The 26,432-nt window shown below is 36.9% G+C and carries 27 protein-coding genes; 13 read left to right on the top strand and 14 right to left on the bottom strand.

The genetic code is table 11. The features are described 5' to 3' along the window. Positions 1–130: 130 nt before the first annotated feature. The 8 genes from pal to ybgC form a co-directional block, all read right to left on the bottom strand. On the bottom strand, positions 131–700 hold the full coding sequence (gene pal / locus I9192_RS13950) for a peptidoglycan-associated lipoprotein Pal (protein ID WP_004824646.1): 570 nt from the start codon (positions 698–700) through the stop codon (positions 131–133). 50 nt (positions 701–750) lie between these two features. Next, complete coding sequence (gene tolB, locus I9192_RS13945; RefSeq protein WP_005032388.1) at positions 751–2,034, bottom strand: Tol-Pal system beta propeller repeat protein TolB; 1,284 nt, start codon at positions 2,032–2,034, stop codon at positions 751–753. 221 nt (positions 2,035–2,255) lie between these two features. Next, a complete protein-coding gene (locus I9192_RS13940) occupies positions 2,256–2,735 on the bottom strand; it encodes a cell envelope integrity protein TolA (RefSeq protein WP_005032384.1) in 480 nt (159 codons plus the stop codon). Between the two features lie 71 nt (positions 2,736–2,806). After that, positions 2,807–3,253: a cell envelope integrity protein TolA gene (locus tag I9192_RS13935; RefSeq protein ID WP_228129517.1), complete on the bottom strand. Its 447-nt coding sequence runs from the start codon at positions 3,251–3,253 to the stop codon at positions 2,807–2,809. Positions 3,254–3,316: 63 nt separating this feature from the next. Then, the gene (gene tolA, locus I9192_RS13930) at positions 3,317–4,660 is read right to left on the bottom strand and encodes a cell envelope integrity protein TolA (protein WP_005032379.1); all 1,344 of its coding nucleotides are present in this window, start codon (positions 4,658–4,660) and stop codon (positions 3,317–3,319) included. 3 nt (positions 4,661–4,663) lie between these two features. After that, positions 4,664–5,113: a protein TolR gene (gene tolR, locus I9192_RS13925; protein WP_004824636.1), complete on the bottom strand. Its 450-nt coding sequence runs from the start codon at positions 5,111–5,113 to the stop codon at positions 4,664–4,666. Then, positions 5,113–5,811 (bottom strand): protein TolQ, encoded by a 699-nt coding sequence (tolQ, locus tag I9192_RS13920; protein WP_004824635.1) that lies wholly within the window; start codon positions 5,809–5,811, stop codon positions 5,113–5,115. The genes tolR and tolQ overlap by 1 nt, the downstream gene beginning before the upstream one ends. A gap of 24 nt (positions 5,812–5,835) precedes the next feature. After that, a complete protein-coding gene (gene ybgC / locus I9192_RS13915; protein WP_004724526.1) occupies positions 5,836–6,243 on the bottom strand; it encodes a tol-pal system-associated acyl-CoA thioesterase in 408 nt (135 codons plus the stop codon). A gap of 646 nt (positions 6,244–6,889) precedes the next feature. Between ybgC and I9192_RS13910 the strand changes: the two genes are divergently transcribed. After that, entirely contained in the window at positions 6,890–7,306 is a 417-nt protein-coding gene (locus I9192_RS13910; protein ID WP_051084257.1) for a hypothetical protein, read from the top strand. Between the two features lie 78 nt (positions 7,307–7,384). Here the strand turns inward: I9192_RS13910 and I9192_RS13905 are convergent, their stop codons facing one another. Then, positions 7,385–7,837, bottom strand: a complete 453-nt coding sequence (locus I9192_RS13905) for a hypothetical protein (RefSeq protein ID WP_005032374.1) — start codon at positions 7,835–7,837, stop codon at positions 7,385–7,387. 450 nt (positions 7,838–8,287) lie between these two features. Here I9192_RS13905 and I9192_RS13900 point away from each other — a divergent pair, with 450 nt between their 5' ends. The 5 genes from I9192_RS13900 (at position 8,288) to I9192_RS13880 (ending at position 12,860) form a co-directional block, all read left to right on the top strand. Next, positions 8,288–8,824: a PAAR domain-containing protein gene (locus tag I9192_RS13900; RefSeq protein ID WP_005032370.1), complete on the top strand. Its 537-nt coding sequence runs from the start codon at positions 8,288–8,290 to the stop codon at positions 8,822–8,824. Further along, a complete protein-coding gene (locus tag I9192_RS13895) occupies positions 8,811–9,344 on the top strand; it encodes a hypothetical protein (RefSeq protein WP_005032368.1) in 534 nt (177 codons plus the stop codon). Before I9192_RS13900 ends, I9192_RS13895 begins: the two co-directional genes overlap by 14 nt. Before the next feature lie 9 nt (positions 9,345–9,353). Next, a complete protein-coding gene (locus tag I9192_RS13890) occupies positions 9,354–9,731 on the top strand; it encodes a hypothetical protein (protein WP_005032367.1) in 378 nt (125 codons plus the stop codon). A gap of 58 nt (positions 9,732–9,789) precedes the next feature. Then, positions 9,790–10,080: a hypothetical protein gene (locus tag I9192_RS13885; protein WP_004824633.1), complete on the top strand. Its 291-nt coding sequence runs from the start codon at positions 9,790–9,792 to the stop codon at positions 10,078–10,080. A gap of 590 nt (positions 10,081–10,670) precedes the next feature. After that, positions 10,671–12,860: a TonB-dependent receptor domain-containing protein gene (locus I9192_RS13880; RefSeq protein WP_005032365.1), complete on the top strand. Its 2,190-nt coding sequence runs from the start codon at positions 10,671–10,673 to the stop codon at positions 12,858–12,860. A gap of 157 nt (positions 12,861–13,017) precedes the next feature. Here I9192_RS13880 and ruvB read toward each other — a convergent pair whose 3' ends face one another. From ruvB to I9192_RS13860, 4 genes are read right to left on the bottom strand one after another with little or no spacing between them, the layout of a single operon-like run. Next, positions 13,018–14,019, bottom strand: a complete 1,002-nt coding sequence (gene ruvB, locus I9192_RS13875; protein ID WP_004824631.1) for a Holliday junction branch migration DNA helicase RuvB — start codon at positions 14,017–14,019, stop codon at positions 13,018–13,020. A gap of 17 nt (positions 14,020–14,036) precedes the next feature. Beyond that, positions 14,037–14,639 carry a Holliday junction branch migration protein RuvA gene (gene ruvA / locus I9192_RS13870; RefSeq protein ID WP_005032363.1) on the bottom strand — a complete coding sequence of 201 codons (603 nt, stop codon included), beginning with the start codon at positions 14,637–14,639 and terminating at the stop codon, positions 14,037–14,039. Positions 14,640–14,662: 23 nt separating this feature from the next. Then, a complete protein-coding gene (locus I9192_RS13865; RefSeq protein ID WP_005032362.1) occupies positions 14,663–15,328 on the bottom strand; it encodes a hypothetical protein in 666 nt (221 codons plus the stop codon). After that, the gene (locus I9192_RS13860) at positions 15,328–16,668 is read right to left on the bottom strand and encodes a deoxyguanosinetriphosphate triphosphohydrolase (protein WP_005032360.1); all 1,341 of its coding nucleotides are present in this window, start codon (positions 16,666–16,668) and stop codon (positions 15,328–15,330) included. The genes I9192_RS13865 and I9192_RS13860 overlap by 1 nt, the downstream gene beginning before the upstream one ends. A 313-nt stretch (positions 16,669–16,981) precedes the next feature. Here I9192_RS13860 and I9192_RS13855 point away from each other — a divergent pair, with 313 nt between their 5' ends. The 7 genes from I9192_RS13855 to I9192_RS13830 all read left to right on the top strand — a co-directional run bounded on the left by I9192_RS13855 (position 16,982) and on the right by I9192_RS13830 (position 24,878). Next, the gene (locus I9192_RS13855) at positions 16,982–18,040 is read left to right on the top strand and encodes a hypothetical protein (protein ID WP_005032358.1); all 1,059 of its coding nucleotides are present in this window, start codon (positions 16,982–16,984) and stop codon (positions 18,038–18,040) included. Between the two features lie 26 nt (positions 18,041–18,066). Further along, positions 18,067–18,804 carry a hypothetical protein gene (locus tag I9192_RS13850; protein WP_005032355.1) on the top strand — a complete coding sequence of 246 codons (738 nt, stop codon included), beginning with the start codon at positions 18,067–18,069 and terminating at the stop codon, positions 18,802–18,804. Between the two features lie 185 nt (positions 18,805–18,989). Then, positions 18,990–22,823, top strand: coding sequence for a phosphoribosylformylglycinamidine synthase (gene purL / locus I9192_RS13845; RefSeq protein WP_010591239.1), 3,834 nt, complete (start codon positions 18,990–18,992; stop codon positions 22,821–22,823). 301 nt (positions 22,824–23,124) lie between these two features. Beyond that, on the top strand, positions 23,125–23,250 hold the full coding sequence (locus I9192_RS22470) for a KGW motif small protein (RefSeq protein WP_009584508.1): 126 nt from the start codon (positions 23,125–23,127) through the stop codon (positions 23,248–23,250). 233 nt (positions 23,251–23,483) lie between these two features. Further along, positions 23,484–23,996 (top strand): hypothetical protein, encoded by a 513-nt coding sequence (locus I9192_RS13840; RefSeq protein ID WP_200149864.1) that lies wholly within the window; start codon positions 23,484–23,486, stop codon positions 23,994–23,996. A gap of 3 nt (positions 23,997–23,999) precedes the next feature. After that, positions 24,000–24,413 carry a hypothetical protein gene (locus I9192_RS13835; RefSeq protein WP_005032348.1) on the top strand — a complete coding sequence of 138 codons (414 nt, stop codon included), beginning with the start codon at positions 24,000–24,002 and terminating at the stop codon, positions 24,411–24,413. Positions 24,414–24,470: 57 nt separating this feature from the next. After that, positions 24,471–24,878, top strand: coding sequence for a hypothetical protein (locus I9192_RS13830; protein WP_005032347.1), 408 nt, complete (start codon positions 24,471–24,473; stop codon positions 24,876–24,878). A gap of 449 nt (positions 24,879–25,327) precedes the next feature. Here I9192_RS13830 and I9192_RS13825 read toward each other — a convergent pair. Further along, positions 25,328–26,406 (bottom strand): IS3-like element ISAbe6 family transposase gene (locus I9192_RS13825; protein WP_200149863.1). Its coding sequence is split into 2 segments (ribosomal slippage): positions 25,328–26,154 and positions 26,154–26,406, totalling 1,080 coding nucleotides; the frame shifts between segments, so codons are not numbered across the junction. Positions 26,407–26,432: the final 26 nt, after the last annotated feature.

Genomic DNA, 26,432 nt, shown 5'->3' with positions numbered 1-26,432 from the left:
GAGAGAAGTAATATTCTTCTGTATAAATTTTTCAACAGATTGACTATAAATGTCAAAATCATCAATTGGTCGGCTAGCCTAAAATAAAAATGCCCAATTGAATTGGGCATTTTTATATTGTTTTTAAAAATTATTTTAATAACGGTGGAACAGCTTCATAGTTAATTTCGACACGACGGTTTTCTTTCCATGCAGATTCATCATGTCCTGCATTGATTGGCATTTCTTTACCATAACTTACCGCTTCTAATTGGTTTGGCTTAACACCGTTAGTGATTAAGTAGCTTTCTACAGCTTTTGCACGACGTTCACCCAAAGCCATATTGTATTCACGGGTACCACGTTCATCCGTGTGACCTGTTAGAGCAACTTTTGAATTTGCATTGGCGATTAGGAATTGTGCATGCGCTTGAAGTGTCTGATAGTCATCATTTGAAAGATCACTACTGTCATAGTCAAAATGTACAACACGCTTTGCTAAAAATGCTTTGTTTGCTTCAGTTACACCTTTGGCTGAAGCGCCTGCTAAATTTTGTGCATTTAAAGCTGCATCTTCACTTAAGCCCGTCGTGTTTACCGTAGTCGCACTATTGGGATTTGTTCCAGACTCTACTGTTGCAGCAGGTTTACGGCTGGCACAACCAGTCATGACTAAGCTTGCTGCGAGTAATGGTAACGTTAAATATTGAATAGCTTTCATGTTGATCTCCGATACTTCCTTTTTAAATTAAGTCATGCGACATGGGTAAATCATTTAGGTGCCCAAGCAGGCTCACGTACTTCACCTTGTTCACTCGGTAAATTCATACGGAAACGACCATCTGTTGACATGATTGCCAATAAGCCACGATTTCCTTCACGCGTTGCATATACCACCATTTGCCCGTTTGGAGAGAAGCTAGGTGATTCATCGAGACTTGTTGGAGTGAGAATATTGGTAATTCCAGTAGAAATTTCTTGAATCGCGACCTTGTAATTGCTGCCAGAAGGGCGATGTACCAATGCAACATATTTGCCATCTGCACTGAGCGTACCACGAGCATTGAATGCGCCACGGAAAGTTAAACGTTTTGTTGACCCGTCATCAAAGCTATAGCGATAAATTTGCGCTGAACCACCGCGGTCAGAGGTAAAAATAAATGATTTCCCATCAGGTGCATAGCGTGCTTCTGTATCAATTGCACTGTCATTGGTCATTCGTTTAACTTGACGAGTGTCTAAATCCATTTGATATATTTCAGGATTGCCGTGCATAGATGCGGTGAACAACATAGATTTTCCATCAGGAGAAAAACTAGGTGCACCATTCAAACCACGGAATGAGGCTAATTTCTCACGAGCGCCAGAAGCCAAATCTTGAACATAAATGGCTGGACGTTTTGTTTCAAATGATACATAGGCGATCTTTTTAGCATCTGGTGTCCAAGCAGGAGAGAGAATAGGATCTCTTGAGCTCAACACAGTTTTAGGTTGTTCACCATCGGTATCTGCGATTTGCAAAGTATAACGTGTATCAGGTGTTGCAGGGTTGCGTAGCACATAGGCGATACGTCCAGTAAAGTCACCTTGGATACCTGTTAATGCTTGATAGATAGCATCACTGATCATATGTGCTGCGGTACGTACACGCGAAGCAGGAACTGTGAGCAATTCATTGAGCAAGAATTTTTGCTTTTCGACATCATACAGTTGGTAATGTACAGCCAATGAACCATCAGCATTTACTTTTGACTCACCTAGAACGACATAAGGAACACCAGCGGCTTTCCAAGCTTCTGCATTCACATTATTTACGCTGGCAGTTGCAGGTAAGTTTTTAGAAGAACTGGTAAAGCGACCAGAACGATTTAAATCCTGTTCGATGATCGGGTAGATGGATTGATCATTGCTAAAAGGAAGAATGGCAATTTTAGGTGCGGACTCAGGAGCTTTAGCAATTTCTAAATGCAATTGTGCATACGATGTGGTGATCAATGCTGGGCTCAATGCAACAATTATCGCTAATCCTAATAGACGTTTAGGCATGATTTTCATTGGACTTCATGTACTCAAATATCAATTTTTAACTATGCTTAGCTTTGTAGCATAAAGACATTATTTTAATCTATATAAAGCATGTAATTATGAATAAAAGATGATAATTCGCTGTTTGTTGATAAAAAATAAATCTAAATGTATGACTCAGATGAATGACAGCTTGATAAGTTATCTAAACAAATTGATTAAAATCATAACCGTTGACGAAACATAGGATATTATTCACTGACAGCGAATTGGAGAGGAATTTCTTGAAATTGTTTTTTAAGCGATTGTTCATTAGGCATTTCAAAGGGAGCAGCTTTATAAATCGCTGTTTTGATTGAAAGCGCAAATTCATCACTAAACTGTCCACCCACGAATAGAATATCTTCAACATTTCCTTGTTCATCTAGATAGACCCGAACATTGGCTTTCTCTGCTAAATCTGTTGCAGGGCGTTTCCAATATTTTGTAATACGATTCATTCTGCTTTTGTAAATTTGACTGGTGATTTGATTTTGTCTAAGTTGTTCATTTTGTGTAGGTGTATTTTTTTGCTGGGGTGGAGCAGTTGGTGGCATTTCATGTGTAAACGGGTTAGAAGGTATTTGTTGCCTGTTAACCTCAATTGGCGGGTTGATTTGATTTTTTTCAGCAAATGAAAATGTTGAGAAACAAATAAGAAAGCTGCTAATCAGCAATGTTTTAAATTGCATTTTATTTTTCCAATGTGTCTATATGACTTGGTTGATAATAGATATTGTTTTAACTATAGAGAATGCAAATTCTATTCTACAATAAAGTTGACTGAGAAACTTTGTACATCTCTCCTAACTTCTGGTTGAGTGGGCAATGTGAATGGCGCTGCATCGTAGATCGCTTGCTCTATACTTGTTTTGACATCTGGAGCTGCTGAACTGACAACGATTGAGTCAATGGAGCCATTTTGTGTAAGCTTTATACGTGCGTTGGCTTTTTGTTCTGTTGCACCTGTTGGTATATGCCAAGCCCTTAGAATTTTATGGACAAATTCTTTTTTTATGCTGAATGCCAGTTTTTTAGCCTTCGCTTTTTGCTCGTTGGCAAGATCACTTTTCTTTTCAAGGGCTGACGCAGTTGTATTCAATTCCATTGGATGGATTGATGCAAAATTAGTTTCAGTAATTTGGCTATTTTGATTTGCAAGCGTGCTTTGATAGATCAATGCAAGAAATATAAATAAAAAAAATTTCACAAATACCTTATCCATAACGTGAATCAAATAAAAACCCTGCTGAAGCAGGGTAGATTACAGATCTTATTTTGCTGTAAATGTAGAGGTTACAGATTTAGCAAGATTTCTAGCTGTTGGATCAGATGGCATTGGATATGGAGCTGCATTTTTAATCGCTGCTTTAATACTTGCATCCAATTGTTCATCTCCACTAGGATTTGTGAGAACTACAGAGAGAACTTGACCTGAATCAGATAGAGTAAATCTTACACTTACTTTTTTTCCAGCTGTTCCTGACGGAACATTCCATGCTGATCTTACCTTGTTTGTAAAATCACGGGTTGCATTTGAGGCGATTGTTCTGGCTTCTGCCTTTTTATTCGCAGCTGCTTCTTTTACTTTCTCAGCAGCAGAGTTCTTTTCTTCCTCTAATTCGCGAGCAAGATCTGCTTTGCGTTTTGCATCTGCTTTGGCTTTAGCATCTGCATCAGCCTTGGCTTTTGCGTCTGCCTTGGCTTTCGCATCTGCTTTGGCTTTAGCATCTGCATCAGCTTTGGCTTTAGCATCTGCCTTAGATTTTGCCTCGGCTTTTGCTTTTGCCTCGGCATCAGCCTTGGATTTTGCATTCGTATCTGCTTTACGTTTAGCTTCAGCATCTGCTTTGGCTTTAGCATCGGCGTTACGTTTGGCTTCAGCTTCCGCTTTGCGTTTAGCTTCGGCATCAGCTTTGGCTTTTGCATCCGCTCTGGCTTGAGCAGCTTTTTCAGCAGCGTCTTTTCTCACTTTTTCTGCTGCTTCAGCTTTACGTTTAGCTTCAGCATCAAGACGAGCTAATCTTGCTTTTTCAGCAGCATCGGCTTTAGCTTTTTGGAGGGCTTCTTGCTTCGCTTTAGCCGCCGTTTCAGCTTTAATTTTTGCATCAGCTTCAGCTTTGGCTTTTTCAGCTGCATTTTTTGCCTGTTTCACTTTTTCAGCGGCTTCTTGTTTCGCTTTCTCCGCGGCTTCAGCTTTCGCTTTTGCTTGTTCTGTGGCTTTTTCCTGATCAGCTCGCGCTGCAGCGAGTGCCATTTTTTGTTCTAAAGCGGCTTTAGCTTCATCAGCTGCTTTTTTTATATCCACTGCTTTAGTATCAGGCTTTGATTCGACTGGAATTTCAGGCGCAGTTTGGTCTGGTTCAGCAGTTTGTTGGATATTTTCTGAAATTTTTGAGTCAGCTGTTTCCGTTGAATCACTGTCTACCAATGGTTTTGGTTCTGGAGGAGGTAAATCTTCAGGTTTGATAAGAACAGTTTTAATTTGCTTCGGAGGTTCTGGTGGTCGACTAAGACCTAAAAAGAGTAAGCCTGTAATCGCCACCACATGAATACCAAGGGTAAATCCAAGTGCAATCGCTTTATCTTTAGATTGTGGCTTTTGAGTATTTTTCATAACTTACTTTACAGACTCTGTCAGTAAGCCAACTTGGCTTAAACCCGCATCTTGTAATGCAGACATAAGTTTCATCACTTCACCATATGGGCGTGACTCACTGCCATTAATCAAAACACTCAATTGTTTGCTGTTTGCTTGAGCTTGCTTTTGATTTTCTGTAAGGACAATTTTAAGCTCTTCTAAAGTAAGCACATCATTGTTATGTGTTTTATCTTCGAGCTGGATGCTTCCATCCGCATTAAGCGTCACGATAGCAGGTCGATCCTCAGATTGAATCGGATTGTTATTGGCTTGTGGCAAGTCAACTTTGACACCCGTCGTAATCATAGGTGCTGTAACCATAAAAATGACCAATAAAACCAACATAACGTCGATATAGGGAACAACGTTCATATCACTTTTTAAAGGCTTTTTGACACGGTCAAAACGTCCTGAGCGTTGGATTGCCATTATTCAGCTTCCTGTGTAGTTCCCACAGACTGACGTTGTAACAGCGCCACCATTTCTTCGGCAAATAATGCACGATCTGAGTAAATTTCTTCACCTTTTGCAGTGTAATGGTTAAATGCCAATACTGCTGGAATTGCCGCAAATAAACCAATCGCAGTTGCAATCAGTGCTTCGGCAATGCCTGGTGCAACAGTGGCAAGAGTTACTTGTTCAACCTGTGCCAAACCGATGAAGGCACTCATGATGCCCCAAACAGTACCAAATAAACCTACATAAGGAGCGACAGAGCCTATGCTGGCTAAGGCACTCAAACCTTGTTCTAAACGACCTTGATCACGACTTAAGCCTACTCGCAAAATACGTTCTGTACCTTCAATCATGGGTACAGTATCAGCTTGGCGCTTTTTCAATTTCAAATATTCACTTAAACCCTGATAAAAGATGTCTTCCAGACCATCGCGTTTAGAGTTAAGTTGCGCATTGTTATAGAGGGTATTAAGTTCAGCGCCAGACCAAAATATTTTTTGAAAATGGTCGTCGCCTTGGCGTGCTTTCTTATAGCCCATATGTAACTTGGCAATCAGATACCAACTAAAAACAGATGCAAGTACTAAGACCAGCATGACCAATTGAACCACAGGGCTCGCTTGTAAGATTAAATCAGAGATGTGCAGAGAAGATTCTAGTTGTGTTGCCATAGTTACATGTGCCAAAAATATTTTTTATTCGTGGGCTAATTCTCGAAGAATTAAATCACGGATTTCGTCAGGAATTCTACGAGGTTTCATATCTGTACTTAAACATGCCAACTCTACCTCGCCAGAAGCAAGCATGATTTCACCACGATATATATTTTGTTGCAACACAAATGACGAAGCTTTACATGAAACTACACTTGCTGTAACAGTAATCAGGTCGTCCATCAGTATAGGACGTGAGTATTTCAAAGCAATTTTATGGACGACAAAATTGTAATCTTTTTGATGCCAGTAATGATCAATCCCAGAAGCACGTAGCCATTCAGTACGAGCACGTTCCATGAAGCGAATATGATTGGCGTGATAGACGATGCCGCCAGCATCTGTATCTTCAATATATACACGGATTTGGAATTCGAATTTGTTACTCATGTTGCTATGCATTCCTGTGTTGTTTATTGCATATCTATCAATAGTTTGTCAGTACTTACTTGTGCTGATTCAATTTCAGATTATCTAATCGGAAAAAAGAAGAACTTTAAATGACGAACCAAATAGCTGAATTGAATTTTACAAGATCTATAAAGAAACATCTCAATAGTACCTCAGCAGCTATGTGGTTTTTTGAGCGACATAGGTATCTACATGAACAACGACGGATTGTTTGAACAGTATCTGTACATAGGCTTTAAAATTAATATTGCAGAAAAAAATTGATTCGGTCCACTTATAGATTTTCACAAGAATTCAGCACTGACTTTGGCGCAAATTTTAGCACAAGGTATGTTTTCTCAAATGGCACAAGATTACATTCCGAGTAAAGTGAAAAGGGCTGAGTATTAGCGAATTGAACATGAGTTAAAGGTTTTGATGCAACATTGAACTTTAGAAATTGCCTAAAAAAGTAAATATCTGAAAAATAGGACATCTAAACCAAAAGTGCTAAAAGATTATGATCAGGATCGACATATCAAACTCAAGTAGACCTAACTTTACAAAACACTGTACATGCCAATAGAGCTACAACATCTCGAGGTGTTAAAATCAAAGTTAATGCCCCCAGATGTTATAAATTGAGTTGACTTTAGATATTCTTAATTATAAAAATGAAGTAAGAAAGCTAATTTTTATAACTGAGATAAAAGTGAAAAAAATAACACTAATTTTTGTATTTTTTGCCTCAATATCTTTTTCCAATGCTGCACCACGACAGCCTGTAAGTGACAAGGAGCATGAATCAAATTGTCGTGATTTAATGGAGATAGCTCATACAGTTATGCAGGAAAAACAAAAAGGAATGTCTTTAAAAGAAATGCTTGAAAGAAATGATCATGCAAATGAATCTGAAAGTAATCAATATTTGTATGAGATGATTCAGTTAATAATTAGAGATGCATTTACTCAATCAGAAAGCGCAGATAAGAATAGACAATTAAGTAACTTTTCATCTAAATATTATCTAGGGTGTATGGAAATGTATAAACCACTATATTGATTTTTCTTAGTTCTTTAAACTTGTACCCACTTACTAGTGGGTTAGTTTTTGTCAGGTGGAAATATAAATATTTCTTTATTATTTTTCAAATTCTGTAGTCATTGAAACTTTATGATCAGTCATAAATTGATAAATGGGTGCTATTGTATTTGGGTCTGATCTTGTATTTTGATAAATTTGGACATTTGGGGTGCCCAATGTTCCATCAATGTTTTCTATGTATGCGGCATAAGAATATTTATTTAAGTTGTCAAAAACCACAATTGCAGCATCAGTATCACATAGGTGTGCTTTACAACCTTGTAATACGACATATTGACCAGCTGTTGTAACTTTTGCACCTACAGACAGTCTGTCTTTAAGCTTTTGGAAGTCTTTTTTGGGAATGTTATTTGGAAGAGCTTGTAAAGCAAGTTTGTTTTGAATGGCTATATAAGGGTGCTTACCGACCAAATAGGACATATCATTTTTAAAATTAGCTGCAATTGCACTTGAAGCTATAACTATTAATAAAACACATAAATATTTCATGTTAAGCCCTTTATAAAATGTTAATTATTCTGCCTTGATTATATCGTGAACTATATTTGAGATACTTTAAATTAACAATAGGAGCTGTTCATATATCCATCTGATCCTTGAAGTTCCATAAATAAAGATCATTTATGTAAAGTCGATTGATTTCTCAAATAAATAAGAAGTTTTTGTTCATTACTTAAATTACATTTAAGTAATATTAAATTTTAAATGTATTAATTCTTCACTATCTCTGATAATTTTTGTATGGTTTTGATGCAAACGAGAATTCTTATTATTTTTTTTTGCATATTTCTCAAATCTGATCTCGTCAATCTCATGGAATTTTATGTATGACAAATTTTAATCTTTGACCAAATACAATTGCGCTTTTAGGTATTTTTATAAAAAGAAAATAAGTTTTAAATTTAGTAATTTCAATTATTTATTTTGAGGTAATCAAAGATGCAAGCATTTATAACAAAAGATTGCTTTACTGACCATGGTGGGCGAATTCTCGAAGGTGATGATTCTTGGATCGTTGAAGGCAAGGGTGTTCATCTTGAAGGGATGACACATTATTGCCCAAAATGTAAAGTTTTATCTAAGGCTATTGCAACACAAAGAGGATTTATACAAGTTAATGGTCGCAATCTTATTGTGGCTGGTGATACTTCAACTTGTGGGGCTAAATACATAAAAATATCTGATTTGGCTGTTCGTTGTAGAGGTCTGCAAAATAGTTCAATAATGAAAATAATACAATTGATGAATGAACAGCTTTTTTCTGATGAATTTATGCTGATTGATGTGGAAACAAGTAGCATTATTGCAAATATGCCCTACAAGATACATAGAGAGAACGGACGTATAGAAGAGGGGGTTACTGATGAGAATGGTTTAATATCATCACTACAAAATACTAATCGTGCTGAAAAACTTAAAATAGAGATTGTTAATAATTTCTTTAACTTAGATGATTTTTTAGATGAACATTTTTAATAAAACACTTACAATGTCAGGAACAGAAGCTAAAGCCCCAGTTAAAATAGGGATTAAAACAAACTATAGAATAACCATTATGGTCAATGACAATACAGTTATCCTTGGCACACATGCTGGGATGTTATTGATAGGACCAAATACATTTGAAATTTATGACCCTAATGGTAGCTTTCATTATCCTGGTATTTCGGGAGGATCTTTAGGATTATTCCCTGTTGATGACTTAGGTAAACAGCATGACGTTTTTAAAAAATATCTTGAATATCAGTTAATTAATGGTGAGAGAGTTTATTTGTATTCATTTTATGTATCTAGAAAAGAGTTCTATCAAATTGAAGAAAATATTCTAAATCAAGTTGGCTGTGGACCAGTTTTAAATTGTACTCAATGTACCTCTGGTGCAATATCTGGAGTTGGTATTTTTAAGAATATACCATCTGGTATTTTTCTTCCTTCTAATTTAAAAAAGGAAATGGATAAAATTTCAAAACCTTTAAAAATCATAACAGGAAATTAGGGTCTGCTTATGAATAAATATGTAAGTTATATTGTTTTAAATACTCAACTACTTATAGGTTTTATTTTTTCATACAATTTTATAGATAGGGCGTTAATTAAAGAAAATTTTTTTATATATATACTTCTTGTTTTTATTTGTTCAAACATATTATTTTTTATGGGTAATTTCATTAAATATTTCTCAGTTAAAGCATTCTTATCAATTTTTATTTCTAGTTTTTTTATTACCTTGATTGTTCTTAAATTTAATAAACCTGAGATGGAGTTAAGACCTATTGATTATGCGTTAGTAATGGGATATTTAATTGTAATTTTAAAGCTTTATATAACGACTCCCATAGTTTTAATCATAGAAATTTTATTAAAGAAAAAGTATAAGTTTTAATACTTCTTTGGTGCTGAAAAAATCCCTGCCTTAATTGTTGAGAAAAAGAAGTAATTTCATGAAATTAAAAATATTATTTTGGCTTTCTACTTTAAATCTGTTTGGTATATTTTTAGTTTATATACTTTCATTTATGACAAGAAATAATCACTATGCCATATCTATAGATATGTTTTTTGTAGGCTCATCGGTTGTTTTATTTGCATTATCACTATTGCTCAGAAACACAAAAGCAATATCAATTAGTTTGTTATCTATAGGGCTTGCGGTCGGTATGAATTTTTTTAATATCAGTATTAGCTATCAGAAATGGATTGAACGTGAGCAACCTGAATTAGGGCATAGATAGGCTTTTCACTGTTTTGAAAAAGTGAATAATGAAAAAAAAATCTTAATGATTATTGAAGAAGAGCATAATAGCTCAGTTTCTGCAATGATTTTTTATGGTATCTCCATAAAAAATACAGCGAGCCTAACACTTAAGCACAACATAAATTTAACAGTATATCCAGCCTAAATATGGACTGTTAAAAATTTTTTTGGTGGATCATCAAGCATCAACCTTCACTCAATTAAGACAATGTTATCTGATTAAAATTAACTCCCTATTCCCCAGAATTGAATCCCATGGAGCAAGTCTGGCAATTCATCAAGCGGCATTGATTATTAAATCGCTGTTATAAGCGTGATGAGGCTATTGCTCATCAAGCTGTCATAACTTGGAATATGATTTGTTGTAGATAATAAGAAAGATAAGCATTGATTGCAGTCTATTTATGATTCTGAAAATTACATTTAAGTAATATTTAATTTTAAATGTATTAATTCTTCACTATTTCTGATAAGTTTTGTACGGCTTTTGATGCAAATGAGAATACTTATTATTTATGTTTGCATATTTTTCAAATCTGATCTCGTCCATCCCATGGAATTTTATGTATGAGAAAGTTTAATCTTCGTCCTGTTTCGATAGCGCTTTTAGGTATTACAACAAGCACAGTCTATGCAAATAACAATGCAGAAGTGAATTCTGCTCAACAACTTGCCACTATTGTTGTTTCAGCTGCAGGCTACGAGCAAAAGTTAAAAGATGCACCAGCCAGTATTACGGTGATTACCGAAAAAGATTTAAAAGATAAACGTATAAACTCTATTGCAGACGCGTTAGTCGATATTGAAGGTGTTGATATTAGCCCTCAAGCTGGAAAAACAGGGGGACTGAATATTCGAATTCGAGGAATGGATGCTGAATATTCTTTGGTGCTAATCGATGGTCGCCGTCAAAACAGTACAGGAGATATTACTCCCAATGGATTCGGTGAATCCAACAATAGTTTTATCCCACCGATTTCAGCAATTGAACGGATTGAGGTGATTCGAGGACCTGCTTCAACACTTTATGGATCAGATGCAATGGGGGGTGTTGTCAATATCATTACTAAAAAAGTATCCAATGAATGGACAGGTAGTTCAACCATAGAAGCAACCTTACTGCCAAATAGTTCAAGCTTTGGTAATCAACGTGCTGTAGATTCTTTTATTACTGGTCCAATTATTAAAGACTTACTAGGTATACAACTTCGCACCCGTAAAGCTGAACGGAGCCAGTCCAATGTAGGCTATCTCGATCAGAATGATAACGTTGTAGAGCTAGGAATGGGGAATAATCCGACTAAATCGGATATTGATACGATTGGTGCTCGTTTAACACTAACACCAACCAAGCAGCATGATCTTTCTTTAGAGTATGAAAAAACAGATCAATGGTACGATAACAGTAAGGGGCAACTGGGTACGCTTGGTGCAAATGGTGGCTACGACAAAGCAAAAGAATTTAACCGAAATCGAACCGTACTTGCGCATACATGGCGTAATAAGATAGGGACTTTAGATTCGAGTATTAGTAATACCCAGACCGAAACAATAGGTCGACTTATTCCATCCCGTGCACAAGCAGGTTCAAACGCAATTAACCCTCGACTTTTAGAGAGTAAAGATACGATTTTTGATACTAAATTAGCGACGCAATATTTTGATGCACACAACATTACCCTCGGTGGACAATGGTGGGATGCCAGTATTAAAGATGGATTAAGGGTAAATAAAGACGTTTCTTTTAAACAGATTGGTGTTTTTGCAGAAGATACATGGGCACTTACTCCAAGTTTGGCTCTCACAACGGGTTTGCGTTTTGATAATCATGATACCTTTGGCTCCTTTTGGACACCTAGAACCTATTTGGTATGGAATGCAAATGATAATTGGACCCTTAAAGGTGGTTATAGTGAGGGATATAAAGCACCTCGCTTAGAACGTTTGACCAATGGGATTTATAATGTTGGTGGACAAGGGCGAACGCCACTTTTTGGTAACCCTAATCTAAAACCAGAAACAAGTCGTAATCTTGAGTTCGGTACTTATTTTAATAATCAATCCAATTTTGATGCCAATATCACTGCATTTTACAGTCAGGTAAAAGATAAGATTGTTACTGGTCCTACAGAGAGAACCTGTGATGCCAAGGACGCTATAATAAAAGCTGATTGTGAAAAATATATGGCAAGCATTGGTACATCATGGTTAATGCAATCTGGTGATACAGGTTCACGTACTTGGAGCGTTAGACGTCCAATCAATGCGCAAAAAGCTGATATTTATGGTATTGAAACTGGTTTAAATTGGGAGTTCGTGCCGACTTGGAAATTGGGATTGAACTATACATGGACTGAAACGGAAATTCAGGATAAAGCACTGGGAAATCCACCTTTAAACGATACGCCTAAACATATTGTGAATGCATCAATGAAATGGCAAGCCGATGATAAAATTCAATTATGGGCGAGGGGTGAATACCGAAGTGAACGTGCGCGTTATACGTCTAGCTATAATAATTTAACAGCAACCGAAAAGGGGGTATATGATGCCCTCGGTGATTTTAAAGCCTATGCTTTAATGCACGTAGGATCAAACTTTAATGTAAATGAGAAGTTGGATATCGGAGTAGGCTTATACAATGTATTTGATAAAAACTTTATTGATTATCAAAAAGTAGGTTCACTTTATTATAATCAGTACAGCAACACGCAAGAAGGTCGTCGAGTTCAATTGAGTACTACCTTTAAATTCTAGCATGAGCTTATATCGAAACTTTATCCTGATAGAGTTTCGATATTTTATAAATTAAAGCATTGATTTTTTGTATTTAAAATTAATCCAAAGAATTTTTATCTTGATGGATACAAAACCATCAATAGGGATCGGGAATATTTAATATTCCCGATCTAACTTACTTGGATTCGGGGGGCGTCATACCAAATTGCAAATAAGCTTGATTAGTCGCAATACGTCCGCGTGCTGTACGCATCGCATAGCCTTGCTGAATCAAATAAGGTTCAATCACATCTTCTAAAGTACCAGAATCTTCAGCCATCGCAGCGGCTAAAGCTTCAACACCTGCTGGACCACCATCAAAGCGTTCTAATAACATCGACAAATAACGACGATCGAGTGTATCTAACCCATCTTTATCAACATTCAGCATATCTAAGGCACGTTGCGCCATTTCTTGAGTGACTTCACCTGTTCCTTTGACTTGTGCATAGTCTCGCACACGACGTAATAAACGGTTGGCAATACGAGGTGTTCCACGTGCTCTTCGAGCGATCTCTTTTGCACCATCAGGTGTAGTAGGCACATCCATTAAATGTGCTGAACGAGCCACAATGTGGGTTAAATCTTCAACGGAATAGAACTCAAGACGTTGCACAATCCCAAAACGATCACGTAATGGAGAAGTGAGTAGACCTGCACGAGTTGTTGCGGCAACCAAGGTAAATGGTGGCAAATCTAGCTTAATTGAACGTGCGGCTGGACCTTCACCGATCATAATATCAAGCTGATAATCTTCCATGGCAGGATAAAGGATTTCTTCAATTACAGGCGAAAGGCGATGAATTTCATCAATAAAGAGCACATCGCCTTCTTCAAGATTGGTCAGCATGGCTGCCAAATCACCTGCGCGCTCCAAAACAGGACCAGAGGTTGATTTTAGATTACCTCCCATTTCACGTGCGATGATATTGGCTAAAGTGGTTTTACCTAAACCCGGTGGACCAAATATCAAAGTATGATCAAGTGCTTCACCACGACCACGTGCAGCGCCAATAAAGATTTCCATTTGCTCACGGACTACAGGCTGACCGATGTAGTCATCCAATGATGTTGGGCGTATGGCACGATCAAAATGATCTTCAGGTTTTTCAGTCCCACTAATTAAACGGTCTTGCATGAGTATTTTGATCTGTCTTATTTATTCATGGATTTGAGTGCAGCACGGATGATGTCGCTTGCTTCAGTATAGTCTGCTTTCACGGCATTAATCAGTTTTTGTGCTTCTAAAGGTTTATAACCTAACGATTGTAATGCTGCTTCAGCTTCAGCAACAGCAGAATTACCTGTAAATTGTATTTGAGCTGTAGTCGAGTTATTTGAAGTGCTGCCTGTCGAAAATGCCTTAAAACGATCACGAAGTTCAATCATTAAGCGTTCCGCTGTTTTGGTACCGACACCTGGAACTTTAACCAAAGTTTTGACGTCACCATTTTCAACAGTATGCACTAACATTTCTACACTTAAGGTAGAAAGAATACCCAAAGCCATTTTAGGACCCACACCGTTTACTTTGAGTAGGGTACGAAAAATGGTTTTTTCTTGCGCGTTTGAAAAGCCATATAACAATTGAGCATCTTCACGAACAGCTAAATGCGTCCATAAGGTGACCTGTTGTCCTTTTTGCAGTTGGCAAAATGTTGAAAGTGGGGTGTCAATTTCATAGCCCACTCCATTAACATTTAAAAGTACTGTTGGTGCTTCTAAAGCGAAGACTTCACCGATAAGACATCCGATCATTGCATTGGTTCACTTAATTTTGTTCATGGTTGAATAGTAGATGCCATTTGCTCTAAACGCAAAATTGCTTTGAGGATTTCTTTACGATTTCGTGCAGATTTTATCCAAGCAGGTAAGCGAGAAAAATAACTGGAATTTCCTGTATTTTGTGTTCTTTCACGTAAATCAGCGAGAATAAAGGATTTGAGTACTTGTAAATGCTCAGGATTGTGTATGTAGAGATTGCCAAGTCGGGTATGCGCAGTCAAATACAGTTTAAGCCCAAATTGCGTATGCTTAAGTCGATTTGCGTTGGCATAGTCGATATCTCGTGGTTTTACGCTGAGTTGAGAAGTTTTATTGCATATAGGACAAATTGCCTTTATATGTGTCACTGGATTTTTAAGATGATATATTTTCTGGTTTACACTGAGTTGAGTTCCACCACAAAAATGACAGCGTTCGGTAACATAAACATAGTAATGACCATTAAATTCTTTATTGTATTCTTTAGAATGACTGTCTAAGTGACGGTTGCATTTACGACATGTAAATACAAAATGCGACGTGCATTCACAACTGAACGTTGTTTTGTCTAACTTTTGATAATGGATGACTCCTGGGGTTTCGCAGTCAGGGCAATGCACCCATTGATCGGCAAAAATAAACTGAGATTTATACACTCCATCATCAATATAGCGTGATGTCATCAGAAAAACCCTACCTTATTCCCTTGAAGTTCTTGCGCCAAATTATAGGCTTGGTGATCTGAGAACTTACTGACAATATCAAGAACTTGCATAATATTGTCATAGTGGTTATCACTAAAGCGAGCGCCAAAACGTTCTAAAATGGACATCAAGCGGCCATCTTTAAAACTTAAAGTTTTATGTGGTGTGGTCAGTGGAATAAATGCATCTAAGATATGTTGCAGGCTTTGATGTGCAATAATTTCCAACCCTGACTTTTGTGGATGTTCAAAGATCTTTTCACGAGCGAGGTTTTTGGCACGATCTATTCCCAGTTCAATATCTTCAGAACAGTATTGCAATAAAGAGCCTTTGAGTTGTCCTGATATAATTTGGAAATGTTGCTTTACAAAAGCAGTCGTGACTTCTTCAACCAAACGTTTCATCACACGACCACGTAATGCTGCAATCTTTTGTTGCCAAGTGGTGTAGGGCATATTTAATTCAGCAGGTATACCAAAATCTCCTAATAAATCAAGAAAAATAGGTTCAACTTCTTCATAAGAAAGCATGTTGAGAATAATCCCGTCTTCTAAATCAATTAAGGCATAGCAAATATCATCTGCAGCTTCTAATAAATAGGTTAAAGGATGGCGACACCAGCGATATTCACCTAATTGAATTAAGCCAAGTTGGTCTGCAATTTGTTTGAGGATTTCTTTCTCAGCTTGATAACAGCCAAATTTTGCCCGTTTACTAGCAGGTGTATTACCTTGAGATTCTATGGTTTGGGATAACCACGGATACTTTAAGTAAGCTCCTAACGTTGCGTAAGTTAAGCGCATTCCTCCATCATGAGGATGGTAGTCAATTTTGGTCAGCAAACGTAATCCTTGCGCATTACCCTCAAACTGACGAACATCTGCTTGTTGTTCAGAACTTAAGTCTTTTAAAAAATCAGTATGTGCTGCATCGTCAAACCATTCACGAATGGCATATTCACCAGCATGCCCAAAAGGTGGATTGCCAATATCATGTGCTAAACATGCTGCTTGTATGATTGCGCCAACATCGGCTGGGGAAATCCAGATTGGAAGTTCTTTTTGTATTTTTTCGGCTGCCAGCATACCCAATGAACGACCAATACATGAAACTTCTAGAGAGTGCGTGAGTCGTGTATGGATACCATCGTGTTGAGTCAGTGGATGGACTTGAGTTTTACGATTCAGTTGTCTAAAACTTTGTGAAAATATAATGCGGTCATAGTCTTTATGAAAAGGGCTTCGTGCTTGTTCTGTACTTTGTTTCTTACTTCCTAAACGAACAGTTGAGAGAAGTTCTAACCAACGCATTTGAGTCATTTATCATTTATCATTTTTTCGTTAATTGTATGATGCCAAATTTATGGAAGATGTACTAGAGCTGGGCGACATAAGTTGTCATGTTGTTGATTTATTTTCATATGAGAAACATAGCAGGATGCAATCAGAATGACCTATATGTCTGGTAAACCACCTAAATTTAAACAATTATAGGGGCTTTGGCTTTCTATTTATTAAATTAACTAAAAATAAGAGTATTACCAATTTGACTTTAATTTTACAGTGATTGAGTAATTTAAAAAATAAATGCTAAAATTATGATTTATAAATGATAAATAATTAGGTTTAGTAAATGACTTTAATAAATCAATTCATAAGTTTTGTGGTTATTTTATGTTTAGCAATCATTTATGCCCATGCTAAAGACTATTCTATTATTGATCCTTCAAAAGAAATTTCTACTACCGAAAATGCATTGGGGCTACGCTCATTTGAAGAACGTACAATAATTGATTACACATTTTATCCTCACAAGCAAACTGGGCAAAATCAGGTATTTAATGCAGATGAGATGAAACAAATAGAATTAGAAAGTTTTGAACTCAAGAATATAGTTAAAACTTTGTATCCATTTGAGATTGTACAAATGAATGATTCACAATTTTCACATTCAAATACAAAGTTATTTACTGCTGTTCAATATAAATACTATGAAAAATGTAATTGTGTTGAGGGTAAAAAACTCATTGAGAAAAATATCGTCGTTTTCCCCCATAAAGTTATTAAATTCAGAAATATAAAAAAGGAAAAGCGTTTTTTACTTCCAGTCGAAATATTTAAAATGAACGGTACTGGACGAGAAATACGCATTACAGATCCTAAATTGGAACTTTATCTATTTAAGCAATTAAAAACTGGAAAATATCAATTGGTTACTCGAACACCAATAAATTATGAAGGCATCGATTCTTATGAAGGATTTGAAATCTCCCTAAGTAAGTTGAGTGTACCTGAAATTGCTTCAAATATTAGGTTAATTGGCGCAGATAGGAAGGGAAGTTTTTTCAGATTATATGCGATAACAAATAATGGAGCACAGTACTCAGATTGGTACGTCTTAAGTCTGAAAGAGGATGAGTTTCTACGAAGCTATTTAGTCTCAAATGCGAGTGAGGACACAACAGAAATGTTTTATAGACCTAAAGCGCACAAGTTTGATTCAAAACTTTCTTTTATTCCTGTAAAAGGCCAATCATATTATCCAATAAAGATCCAATATAAAGGTAATAAATTTATTTTTTCTAACTATAAACTGGAAGATAAAAATCAGATAAATAGAGTAGAATTTGATCCAACCTTAGGGATTTATAGCTATGATTCACCGACTATGCAACGTATGTTGTCAAAATAACGCAAAATAATAATGAAGGGTATTCAGTGAATAATAAATTTATATTGCTATTCATAATTTTTTTGTCAGGATGTAATCAAACTGATAAAAACTTAAGCAGCCAAAATAAGCAAATCGAAACTCAGAAAAAAACCGAAGAGAGTAAATTTGAAATCGAAGAAAGCATTCCTGTGAAGCCTGAACCAGCAGATCAAGCTTTAGCAACTTTTGCTTTTCAGAAAACCTCAGATGGTCATCTGACCAGTAATTGTATCTGGACAGATGATCCAGATGCACAAGGAAAAGTGTATTGGAGCGTCATACCGAGCAGTATGTTGAATGGAAAATCTAAATTTACTGCAGAGGATATTACGCCAAGCAAAGTAAAAATTGGACAACCAATAAAAAACTGCAATGAAGGTTATCAAAATGAAACAGCAAAATATGCTTATGCGATAGATCATGATGGTGATCTAGTGAATACGGTTGCCCTCAAATTAGACAGGATGACAGAAACAGCAGACCACCTTTATACAATTGATCTGAATAAAAACGCACATCCTGAAAAAATTTATGTTTGCTATAACATGGAAAGTTTAGATGTATTTTTTATAGATTCTGTACCCAAAAATCCCGATTTAAGACATGTAAATGTTGAATTGTCCTATGCAATTGATGGGGAAATTGAACCAGATATTTCATGTGGAAAAGTTTTTTATCAAAAAAGTGGAATCATCGCAAAAGAAGATCCGAAAACAGGCGAGTCTAGTTATCGTGCTCAATAATTCAATTGTTACGAATCATGTTTAAAGACGAAAGTCAAAGTAAATCGAATGTTTAAAAGCAAGATTTCAGCATTTTTTAAGTTGGATATGACTAGCTGAAATCTTGCTTTCACAGTAGAATATGCGCTCTCTTCAAGTCACATTGAGGTAGGTTGCCAAAGCCTGCCCGTGGAGCCAAAAACAGCATGTTTATCGTTGCCGGTGCACCTGCACACTCTTCTTTTAAGCAAACACAACTATTAACACGCCTTGCGTCAATCAGTTCTGTTCAATCAATAGAAAGCCAATGGGTTTACCTTTTCGACCAAGCGCTCAACGAGCAACAACAGCAATCTGCTTTACAGCTTTTAAACGATGGTGCATCGTTTGAACTACATCAGGCAACCAGTGATGAAGTACAGATTTTAGTCACGCCACGTGTCGGTACAATTTCGCCGTGGTCGTCTAAGGCAACCGATATTTTTGCCAATTGTAATACGCCTGTACACCGCTTAGAACGCGGTGTTTTGTTTACTTTAAAGGGTATTTCTGAAGTATCTGAAGAAGTGAAACAAGTTTTACATGACCGTATGACAGAAAGCGTTTTCAATAAAATTGATGATGCATCCGCATTGTTCTCAGAAACTGCACCTAAGCCGTTAAACTCAATTGATATCTTAGGTCAAGGTAAAGATGCATTGGTTAAAGCGAACTCTGAATTCGGTTTTGCATTATCAGATGAAGAAATTGATTATTTAACAGCAGCATTTAATAAATTAGGTCGTAACCCACACGACATCGAGTTGATGATGTTTGCTCAAGCAAACTCAGAACACTGTCGTCACAAAATTTTTGGTTCTGAATGGACAATTGATGGTGAAAAACAACCATTGTCATTGTTCCAAATGATTAAAAATACCTATAAAGAATCTCCGACAGACGTATTATCAGCCTATAAAGATAATGCATCGGTGATTGTTGGTTTTGATACGCAACGTTTTTATCCTAAAAAAGATGAAGCAACTGGGCACTATGTTTATAAATATAAGAGCCAAGCTGCACACATCTTAATGAAAGTGGAAACCCATAACCATCCAACTGCAATCGCACCATTTGCTGGCGCGGCAACAGGTTCAGGTGGTGAAATTCGTGATGAAGGTGCAACTGGTCGTGGTGGTAAACCAAAAGCTGGTTTAACAGGCTTTACGGTGTCTAACCTGAATATTCCGGGTTTTGAACAACCTTGGGAAGAGAATTACGGTAAACCATCACGTATGGCTTCACCACTTCAAATCATGATTGATGGTCCATTGGGTGGTGCTGCATTCAATAATGAATTTGGTCGTCCCGCACTTAATGGTTACTTCCGTACTTTTGAACAAAACGTAAATGGTGAAGTAAAAGGTTTCCATAAACCGATCATGATTGCAGGCGGTTATGGTAACATTCGCCCTGATCATGTCGAAAAAGATGCGATTCAACCTGGTGATTTACTGATCGTCTTAGGCGGTCCTGCAATGCTGATCGGCTTAGGCGGTGGTGCAGCATCTTCTGTAGACAGTGGTAAATTAGGTGAAAATTTAGATTTTGCCTCGGTTCAACGTGAAAACCCAGAAATGGAACGTCGTTGTCAAGAAGTGATCGATGCATGTTGGAGAATGGAAGATTTTAACCCGATCGTATCTGTGCATGATGTTGGTGCTGGCGGTATTTCCAATGCAATGCCTGAATTGGTCAACGACCATGAATTAGGTGCAATTCTCGATCTTCGTAAAATTCCATCATTAGAACCAGGCATGTCGCCAATGGAAATCTGGTCAAACGAAGCACAAGAACGCTATGTGTTGGCAATCAAACCTGAATCATTAGAGTTGTTTGAATCAATCTGTGCACGTGAACGTTGCCCATTTGCAGTATTAGGGGAAGCAACAGAAGCACGTCAACTTACTGTGAATGATCCATTGTTTGATAACAAAGCAGTGGATATGCCAATGCAAGTCATGCTTGGTGGTACACCACGTATGAGCCGTTCATATGAAACAATTGAACGTAAAGGCAATGCATTCGATGCTTCTAAAGTTGACTTGAAAGATGCAATTTTCCGTGTATTGAAAAATCCAACTGTTGCGTCTAAATCTTTTCTAATTACCATCGGTGACCGTTCGATCACAGGTATGGTTGCACGTGATCAAATGGTGGGTCGCTGGCAAGTTCCTGTTGCCGATGCCGCAGTAACCACAACCAGTTTGCAAGGTTATACCGGTGAAGCAATGGCAATGGGAGAACGTCCACCAGTCGCATTGTTAAATCCTGCCGCTTCTGCACGTTTAGCAGTTGCCGAAGCAATCAGCAATATCATGTGTGCCAATATTGAACAGATCAGCGATATTAAATTATCAGCAAACTGGATGGCGGCAGCAGGTCAAAAAGGTGAAGATCAAGCATTATTTGAAGGTGTAAAAGCCATTGGTATGGAAATGTGTCCTGCCTTGGGTATTGCGATCCCTGTTGGTAAAGACTCACTGTCTATGCGTACCACTTGGAATGATCAAGGTGAAGATAAAGCAGTCACTTCACCAATGTCAGGTGTCATCACTGCATTTGCACCTGTATTAGATGTACGTAAAACTTTAACCCCTGAATTGAAAAATGAAGACTCCGTTTTAGTCCGTATTGATTTATCTAAAGGTCAGTTCCGTTTAGGCGGTTCGATTCTTGCTCAGGTATATAAAGCAATTGGTTCTGTAACGCCAGATGTTGACAGTTTTGACGATTTCAAAGCATTCTTTGCTTTAGTACAAGACTGGAATAACCGTGGTTTAATCAAGGCTTATCATGACATTGGTGATGGTGGTCTATTGGCAACTGTTGCTGAAATGATGTTTGCTTCACGCTTAGGTGTGTCACTTGAAAACCAAACGAATGAAAGCTTATTTGCTGAAGAAATCGGTGCAGTATTGCAAATTTCTCAAGCAGATTGGGCAACTTTGGCTGATGAGGTTGCAGTCTCAAGCTTAAGAGATGCGATTGCTGTAGTCGGTACAGTCAACGATTCTGATCAGCTTACTGTCAATGGTCTAGTGCTAGAGCGTGCTGAATTACAACAAGCTTGGACTGAAGTTTCTCATCAAATCCAGCGTTTGCGTGATAATGTAGAAACTGCTGACTCTGAGTTTGCATTGATTGGCGACCGTGAGCATAAAGGCTTAATCGCATTACCAACATTTGATTTAAATGAACCTGTTGAAGCGCCATATATCAACGAACGTCGTCCAAACATGATGATTCTACGTGAACAGGGCGTTAACGGTCATGTGGAAATGGCTGCTGCATTTGATAAAGTCGGCTTCAATACTGTTGATGTCCACATGAGTGATTTACTTTCAGGTCGTGTTGATTTAGATGATTTTGAAGGTTTGGTTGCTTGCGGTGGCTTCTCTTATGGTGACGTTTTAGGTGCAGGTGGTGGTTGGGCTAAATCTGTATTGTTCAATACGAAGTTGCGTGATCAATTTGAAAAATTCTTTAATCGTGACAATACTTTCTCCGTAGGTATTTGTAATGGTTGCCAAATGTTGGCACAGCTTGCACCACTGATTCCAGGTGCAGACAACTGGCCACGTTTCCGTCGTAATACTTCAGAAGTATTTGAAGCACGTGTAGTCAATGTAAAAGTTGAAAAAACGCCTTCTATTCTTTTAGAAGGTATGGAAGGTTCTATTTTACCAATTGCTGTTGCACATGGTGAAGGTCGTGCAGAAACTTCTGCGGAAAACTTTGCTTCACTCAATGCGGGTAATCAAGTTATTTTACGTTATGTCGATAGCTTGGGTAATGCAACTCAACAGTATCCATTGAACCCGAATGGCTCGCCTGAAGGAATTTCTGGTGTAACCTCAAAAGATGGTCGTGCCAGCATTATGATGCCACACCCTGAACGGAATTTCCGTGCAGTTCAACACTCTTGGAAACCTGAAGAATGGACTGAAGATGGTGCATGGTTACGTATGTTCCGTAATGCACGTAAGTTTATTGGTTAATTAGATCTATACCAACGAATTGTAAAAGCCCCGTAAGGGGCTTTTTTAATTGATGATTTTTTGAATTCGAATAGATATCGTTGATTTCATATTAAATGGATTCAATAAGGAATATTGCTAGGGAGGTATCCATCGAGCAATAAGACCTTTACTGCTAAGTATCGAAAAAATTTATGCCTGCATTGATAAATTGTTACATTTTTTGAGTTGGTTTATTTCTTGCTTGTTATAAATTGTCTATTAAAAGACCAATGTTTTGCCCCAAAGGTGTTCCAACATGTAGCAAGAATGAGGTGATAAAATGATAAGAACAGTAAATTATTCAACAGCAGAAAAGGTCATCCTTCGCCAAAAAGGATGGAAATGGTTTGGTGCAGTTTTACTGCTACAAATAGTGATTATTTTGAGCGCATATTTTATTGCTTAAACAATGCTTTTATTCACATTTAATCGCAAAAGCCACTTGATTGTGGTTTTTGCATATAATTTTTATAAATGATGCTAAGTATATGCAAATGATAAAAAAAATGATGATTTATAAAGTTAATCTTATTTCAAAAAATATTTAACGCTATACTTTCACAAATAATATTATTTTAAATATCAGACAAGCTTATCGCGCTGAAGAAATAATGAGAGTAAATAAAATAGGATTTCGATATGACAAGAATAATCTTTGCGATTTCAATACTTTTTGGATTGCAATTTACGCATGCTCAAGAAGTTCAAATTGGATCATTAATTGACATCAAAGCTTTGAATTGCGACATGATTTTTCAAAAGCCTGAAAGCAAAATTGCAGTATTATTGCGTGACTTTAGCGCAAATGGACCAAAGCAGGTCAAATTAAATAAATCAAAACAAATGATGACGATTGGAGGGCATACTTATGTGGGAATACAAGGTCATCAGTATTATAAAACAGCACATACTGAACAGGATGATTTTGCGGTTGATACTGATGTTTTTGGGGTTCGACTAATCAAAATTGCATTACAAAAACATCAATTGGCAAATACGCAATCCAAGGGCTATTATTTTGTATTTCGAGTGGAGCCAACCACAGTACTTTATCATTTACGTAAGGTTGTAGGTGATGAATGGAATATCGAAAATGCTATAGATGAAACACCTCAAGGAAATTCAAAATTAAGTTGTGGTTATACAAGTTAAATCATGAATAGAGCTATATTTTTAATTACTTTTATAATTGCTTTAACTGGCTGTTTTCCATATATAGTGATGACAGAGCCTAAAATTAATCTGATTGTAAAAGATTCAGATGGGAGATTAGTCGATCAAGCCCATGTCGTTTTAGCAACAATATTAAAAGATGGAAAGATGACTCAAACATATAAGTCCCAATATACTGAAAATGGGATGGCATATTTTGATATTAGAAAATCGTTGACATTAAATATGGGAACAAATAGACAGTATTTTTGGTCGATTTGTATCTCTAAAGAGGGTTATAAACTGCAAACACATACGATTAAGGACCAAAGTAATCTTGAGATCCATTTAGAAAAATTGCAAGACTTTGAAGTAAATCAAAAGTGTCCAACTCATATACGTCGAGTAGAAAGGTAATTGTCAATAAAGAAACAGTCTTTTAATAGATATTTCGATTTTAAGGAAGATGAATGTATGGACAAAAATATTTTTTTAATTCCCTTTTTCATCTTTTTAACAGGATGTTTTCCTGTTTATAAAACACAAAAGCCGCAACTGACTGTAAATGTTGTAAATGAACGGGGAGTCGCTATTCCTAAAGTAAAAGTCGTCTTAGTGACCAGTGTACGTCCAGCAAAAATAGATGACCAATATGATGAAAAGTATAGCAACCAAATAGGCGTCGTAAACTTTGAAAAGCAAGCGCAATGGAAAGTTGAAAGTCTAATGATTCATGGTGTGCAGTTTTACGATTGGCATTTATGTGCGGCAAAAGAAGGCTATATCACTCAAGATTTTATTGTTGTCACTAAAAATGAGCAGATTAAAATTATTTTAAAGCAGGGTAATACACCATCAAGACAATATGCTTATCAGTGCTAAGATGTTAAATATTAATGCTGATTATCATACTTAAAGGTAAATAACTCATAATAAAGCTTGTTCTCTCCTAAGCATTTAACAGATATGGTCAACTTGATGAAAAATTCAGACAGTAAAATATCATTTCTCTTGATCACTAAAATGAATGCTATTGAGATATTGTTTGATAACCTAAAGCATGCACTGCCAAGCTTTACCTCCAAAGTTTAAACCGTTTTGCGCAGGCGATACTTTGCTTTTCAGAGATGAAAAGTAACAAAAATCTTCCGTTTAACAGGGGTCTTGTGCTGCAAACAAAGCAATGCTTTGTTTTTTGCTCATATAGCTCCGCTCAACATGGCGACATTCATGTCGCCTCACGATAGCAAGACCATCAATGATTCAAAAGGACAAAATATATGGTAATACTCCCATTTTTAATTGATTTTATAAGTAGAAAGGCAAAGTCCTTATGATTGTTTAAATTTAGGTGGTTTACCATCAACTGACATATGTGGTCGTTCATGATTATAAAAGTGTTGCCATATCGTTGTATAGTCTTCAACTTCTTCAAGCTCTCGAAATAAATATTGATTCAAACATTCATATCTAACCGTCCTGTTGAAGCGTTCAACATAAGCATTCTGTTGTGGATGACCTGGTTGAGTAAACACATGCTCAATTCCATGTTGAGTACACCACGCTTGCATTAAATCACTAACATACTCGGGTCCATTATCACTACGGATACGCTTTGGCTTACCTCGCCATGCAATTAATTGGTCTAATCCCCTCAGCACTCGTTGAGCTGGCAAAGAAAAATCAATCAATATATCCAGTGACTCACGGTTATAATCATCAATAACATTGTGAATTCGGTAACTGCGACCCTCACTCAATTGGTCATGCATAAAGTCCATTGACCACGATTCATTTGGTGCTGATGGTACTGTAAGCGGTTCAGGCTTTATTCGCTGAATGCGTTTGTTTGGTTTAATTCGTAGGTTAAGCTCAAGCTCCTTATAAATTCGATAAACACGTTTGTGGTTCCATGAGTAGCCTTTGACATTACGTAGGTACAAGAAGCAAAGCTGAAAGCCCCAAGTATTATTCTCGTTGGTGAGCTTCAGTAGCCAGTCTGCAATCATCTTATTTTGCTCATCTAATTGAGCTTTATAACGATAACAGGTTTGACTAAGTTGAAAGATGAAGCAAGCTTTACTCACTGAAATCTTGAATTGTTCAACGGCTCGCTGAGCAAGAGATTTACGTTGTACAGGCTTTATAACTTCTTTGACAGTGCATCCTGAAGAATATCTGCTTTAAGACGTTCGTCAGCATACATACGTTTCAGACGAGCATTTTCAGCCTCTAATTCTTTAAGTCGTGTCATCATTGAAATATCCATACCTCCATATTTCGCTTTCCATTTATAAAATGTAGCGGAACTCATACCATGTTCACGGCATAAGTTAGGCACGGGTGTTCCTGATTCAGCTTGTTTTAAAATGCTTATGATTAAGCTGTCTGAATATTTAGATGTTTTCATAAAAAATCTCCTTGAACAGGATTATT

It is taken from the genome of Acinetobacter bereziniae (assembly GCF_016576965.1).
In the GTDB taxonomy this organism is placed as follows: domain Bacteria; phylum Pseudomonadota; class Gammaproteobacteria; order Pseudomonadales; family Moraxellaceae; genus Acinetobacter; species Acinetobacter bereziniae.
This window is presented reverse-complemented; position numbering and strand designations above follow the sequence as displayed.

Coding starts and splice junctions, on each gene's coding strand:
- I9192_RS13905 (WP_005032374.1), bottom strand. CDS start 7,837: ATGAAATATTTATGTGTTTTATTAATAGTTATAGCTTCAAGTGCAATT.
- tolR (WP_004824636.1), bottom strand. CDS start 5,113: ATGGCAATCCAACGCTCAGGACGTTTTGACCGTGTCAAAAAGCCTTTA.
- I9192_RS13840 (WP_200149864.1), top strand. CDS start 23,484: ATGACAAGAATAATCTTTGCGATTTCAATACTTTTTGGATTGCAATTT.
- tolB (WP_005032388.1), bottom strand. CDS start 2,034: ATGAAAATCATGCCTAAACGTCTATTAGGATTAGCGATAATTGTTGCA.
- I9192_RS13830 (WP_005032347.1), top strand. CDS start 24,471: ATGGACAAAAATATTTTTTTAATTCCCTTTTTCATCTTTTTAACAGGA.
- I9192_RS13940 (WP_005032384.1), bottom strand. CDS start 2,735: ATGCAATTTAAAACATTGCTGATTAGCAGCTTTCTTATTTGTTTCTCA.
- tolQ (WP_004824635.1), bottom strand. CDS start 5,811: ATGGCAACACAACTAGAATCTTCTCTGCACATCTCTGATTTAATCTTA.
- ruvB (WP_004824631.1), bottom strand. CDS start 14,019: ATGCAAGACCGTTTAATTAGTGGGACTGAAAAACCTGAAGATCATTTT.
- I9192_RS13865 (WP_005032362.1), bottom strand. CDS start 15,328: ATGACATCACGCTATATTGATGATGGAGTGTATAAATCTCAGTTTATT.
- pal (WP_004824646.1), bottom strand. CDS start 700: ATGAAAGCTATTCAATATTTAACGTTACCATTACTCGCAGCAAGCTTA.
- purL (WP_010591239.1), top strand. CDS start 18,990: ATGTTTATCGTTGCCGGTGCACCTGCACACTCTTCTTTTAAGCAAACA.
- tolA (WP_005032379.1), bottom strand. CDS start 4,660: ATGAAAAATACTCAAAAGCCACAATCTAAAGATAAAGCGATTGCACTT.
- I9192_RS13900 (WP_005032370.1), top strand. CDS start 8,288: ATGCAAGCATTTATAACAAAAGATTGCTTTACTGACCATGGTGGGCGA.
- I9192_RS13885 (WP_004824633.1), top strand. CDS start 9,790: ATGAAATTAAAAATATTATTTTGGCTTTCTACTTTAAATCTGTTTGGT.
- I9192_RS22470 (WP_009584508.1), top strand. CDS start 23,125: ATGATAAGAACAGTAAATTATTCAACAGCAGAAAAGGTCATCCTTCGC.
- I9192_RS13895 (WP_005032368.1), top strand. CDS start 8,811: ATGAACATTTTTAATAAAACACTTACAATGTCAGGAACAGAAGCTAAA.
- ybgC (WP_004724526.1), bottom strand. CDS start 6,243: ATGAGTAACAAATTCGAATTCCAAATCCGTGTATATATTGAAGATACA.
- I9192_RS13855 (WP_005032358.1), top strand. CDS start 16,982: ATGACTTTAATAAATCAATTCATAAGTTTTGTGGTTATTTTATGTTTA.
- I9192_RS13835 (WP_005032348.1), top strand. CDS start 24,000: ATGAATAGAGCTATATTTTTAATTACTTTTATAATTGCTTTAACTGGC.
- I9192_RS13860 (WP_005032360.1), bottom strand. CDS start 16,668: ATGACTCAAATGCGTTGGTTAGAACTTCTCTCAACTGTTCGTTTAGGA.
- ruvA (WP_005032363.1), bottom strand. CDS start 14,639: ATGATCGGATGTCTTATCGGTGAAGTCTTCGCTTTAGAAGCACCAACA.
- I9192_RS13890 (WP_005032367.1), top strand. CDS start 9,354: ATGAATAAATATGTAAGTTATATTGTTTTAAATACTCAACTACTTATA.
- I9192_RS13880 (WP_005032365.1), top strand. CDS start 10,671: ATGAGAAAGTTTAATCTTCGTCCTGTTTCGATAGCGCTTTTAGGTATT.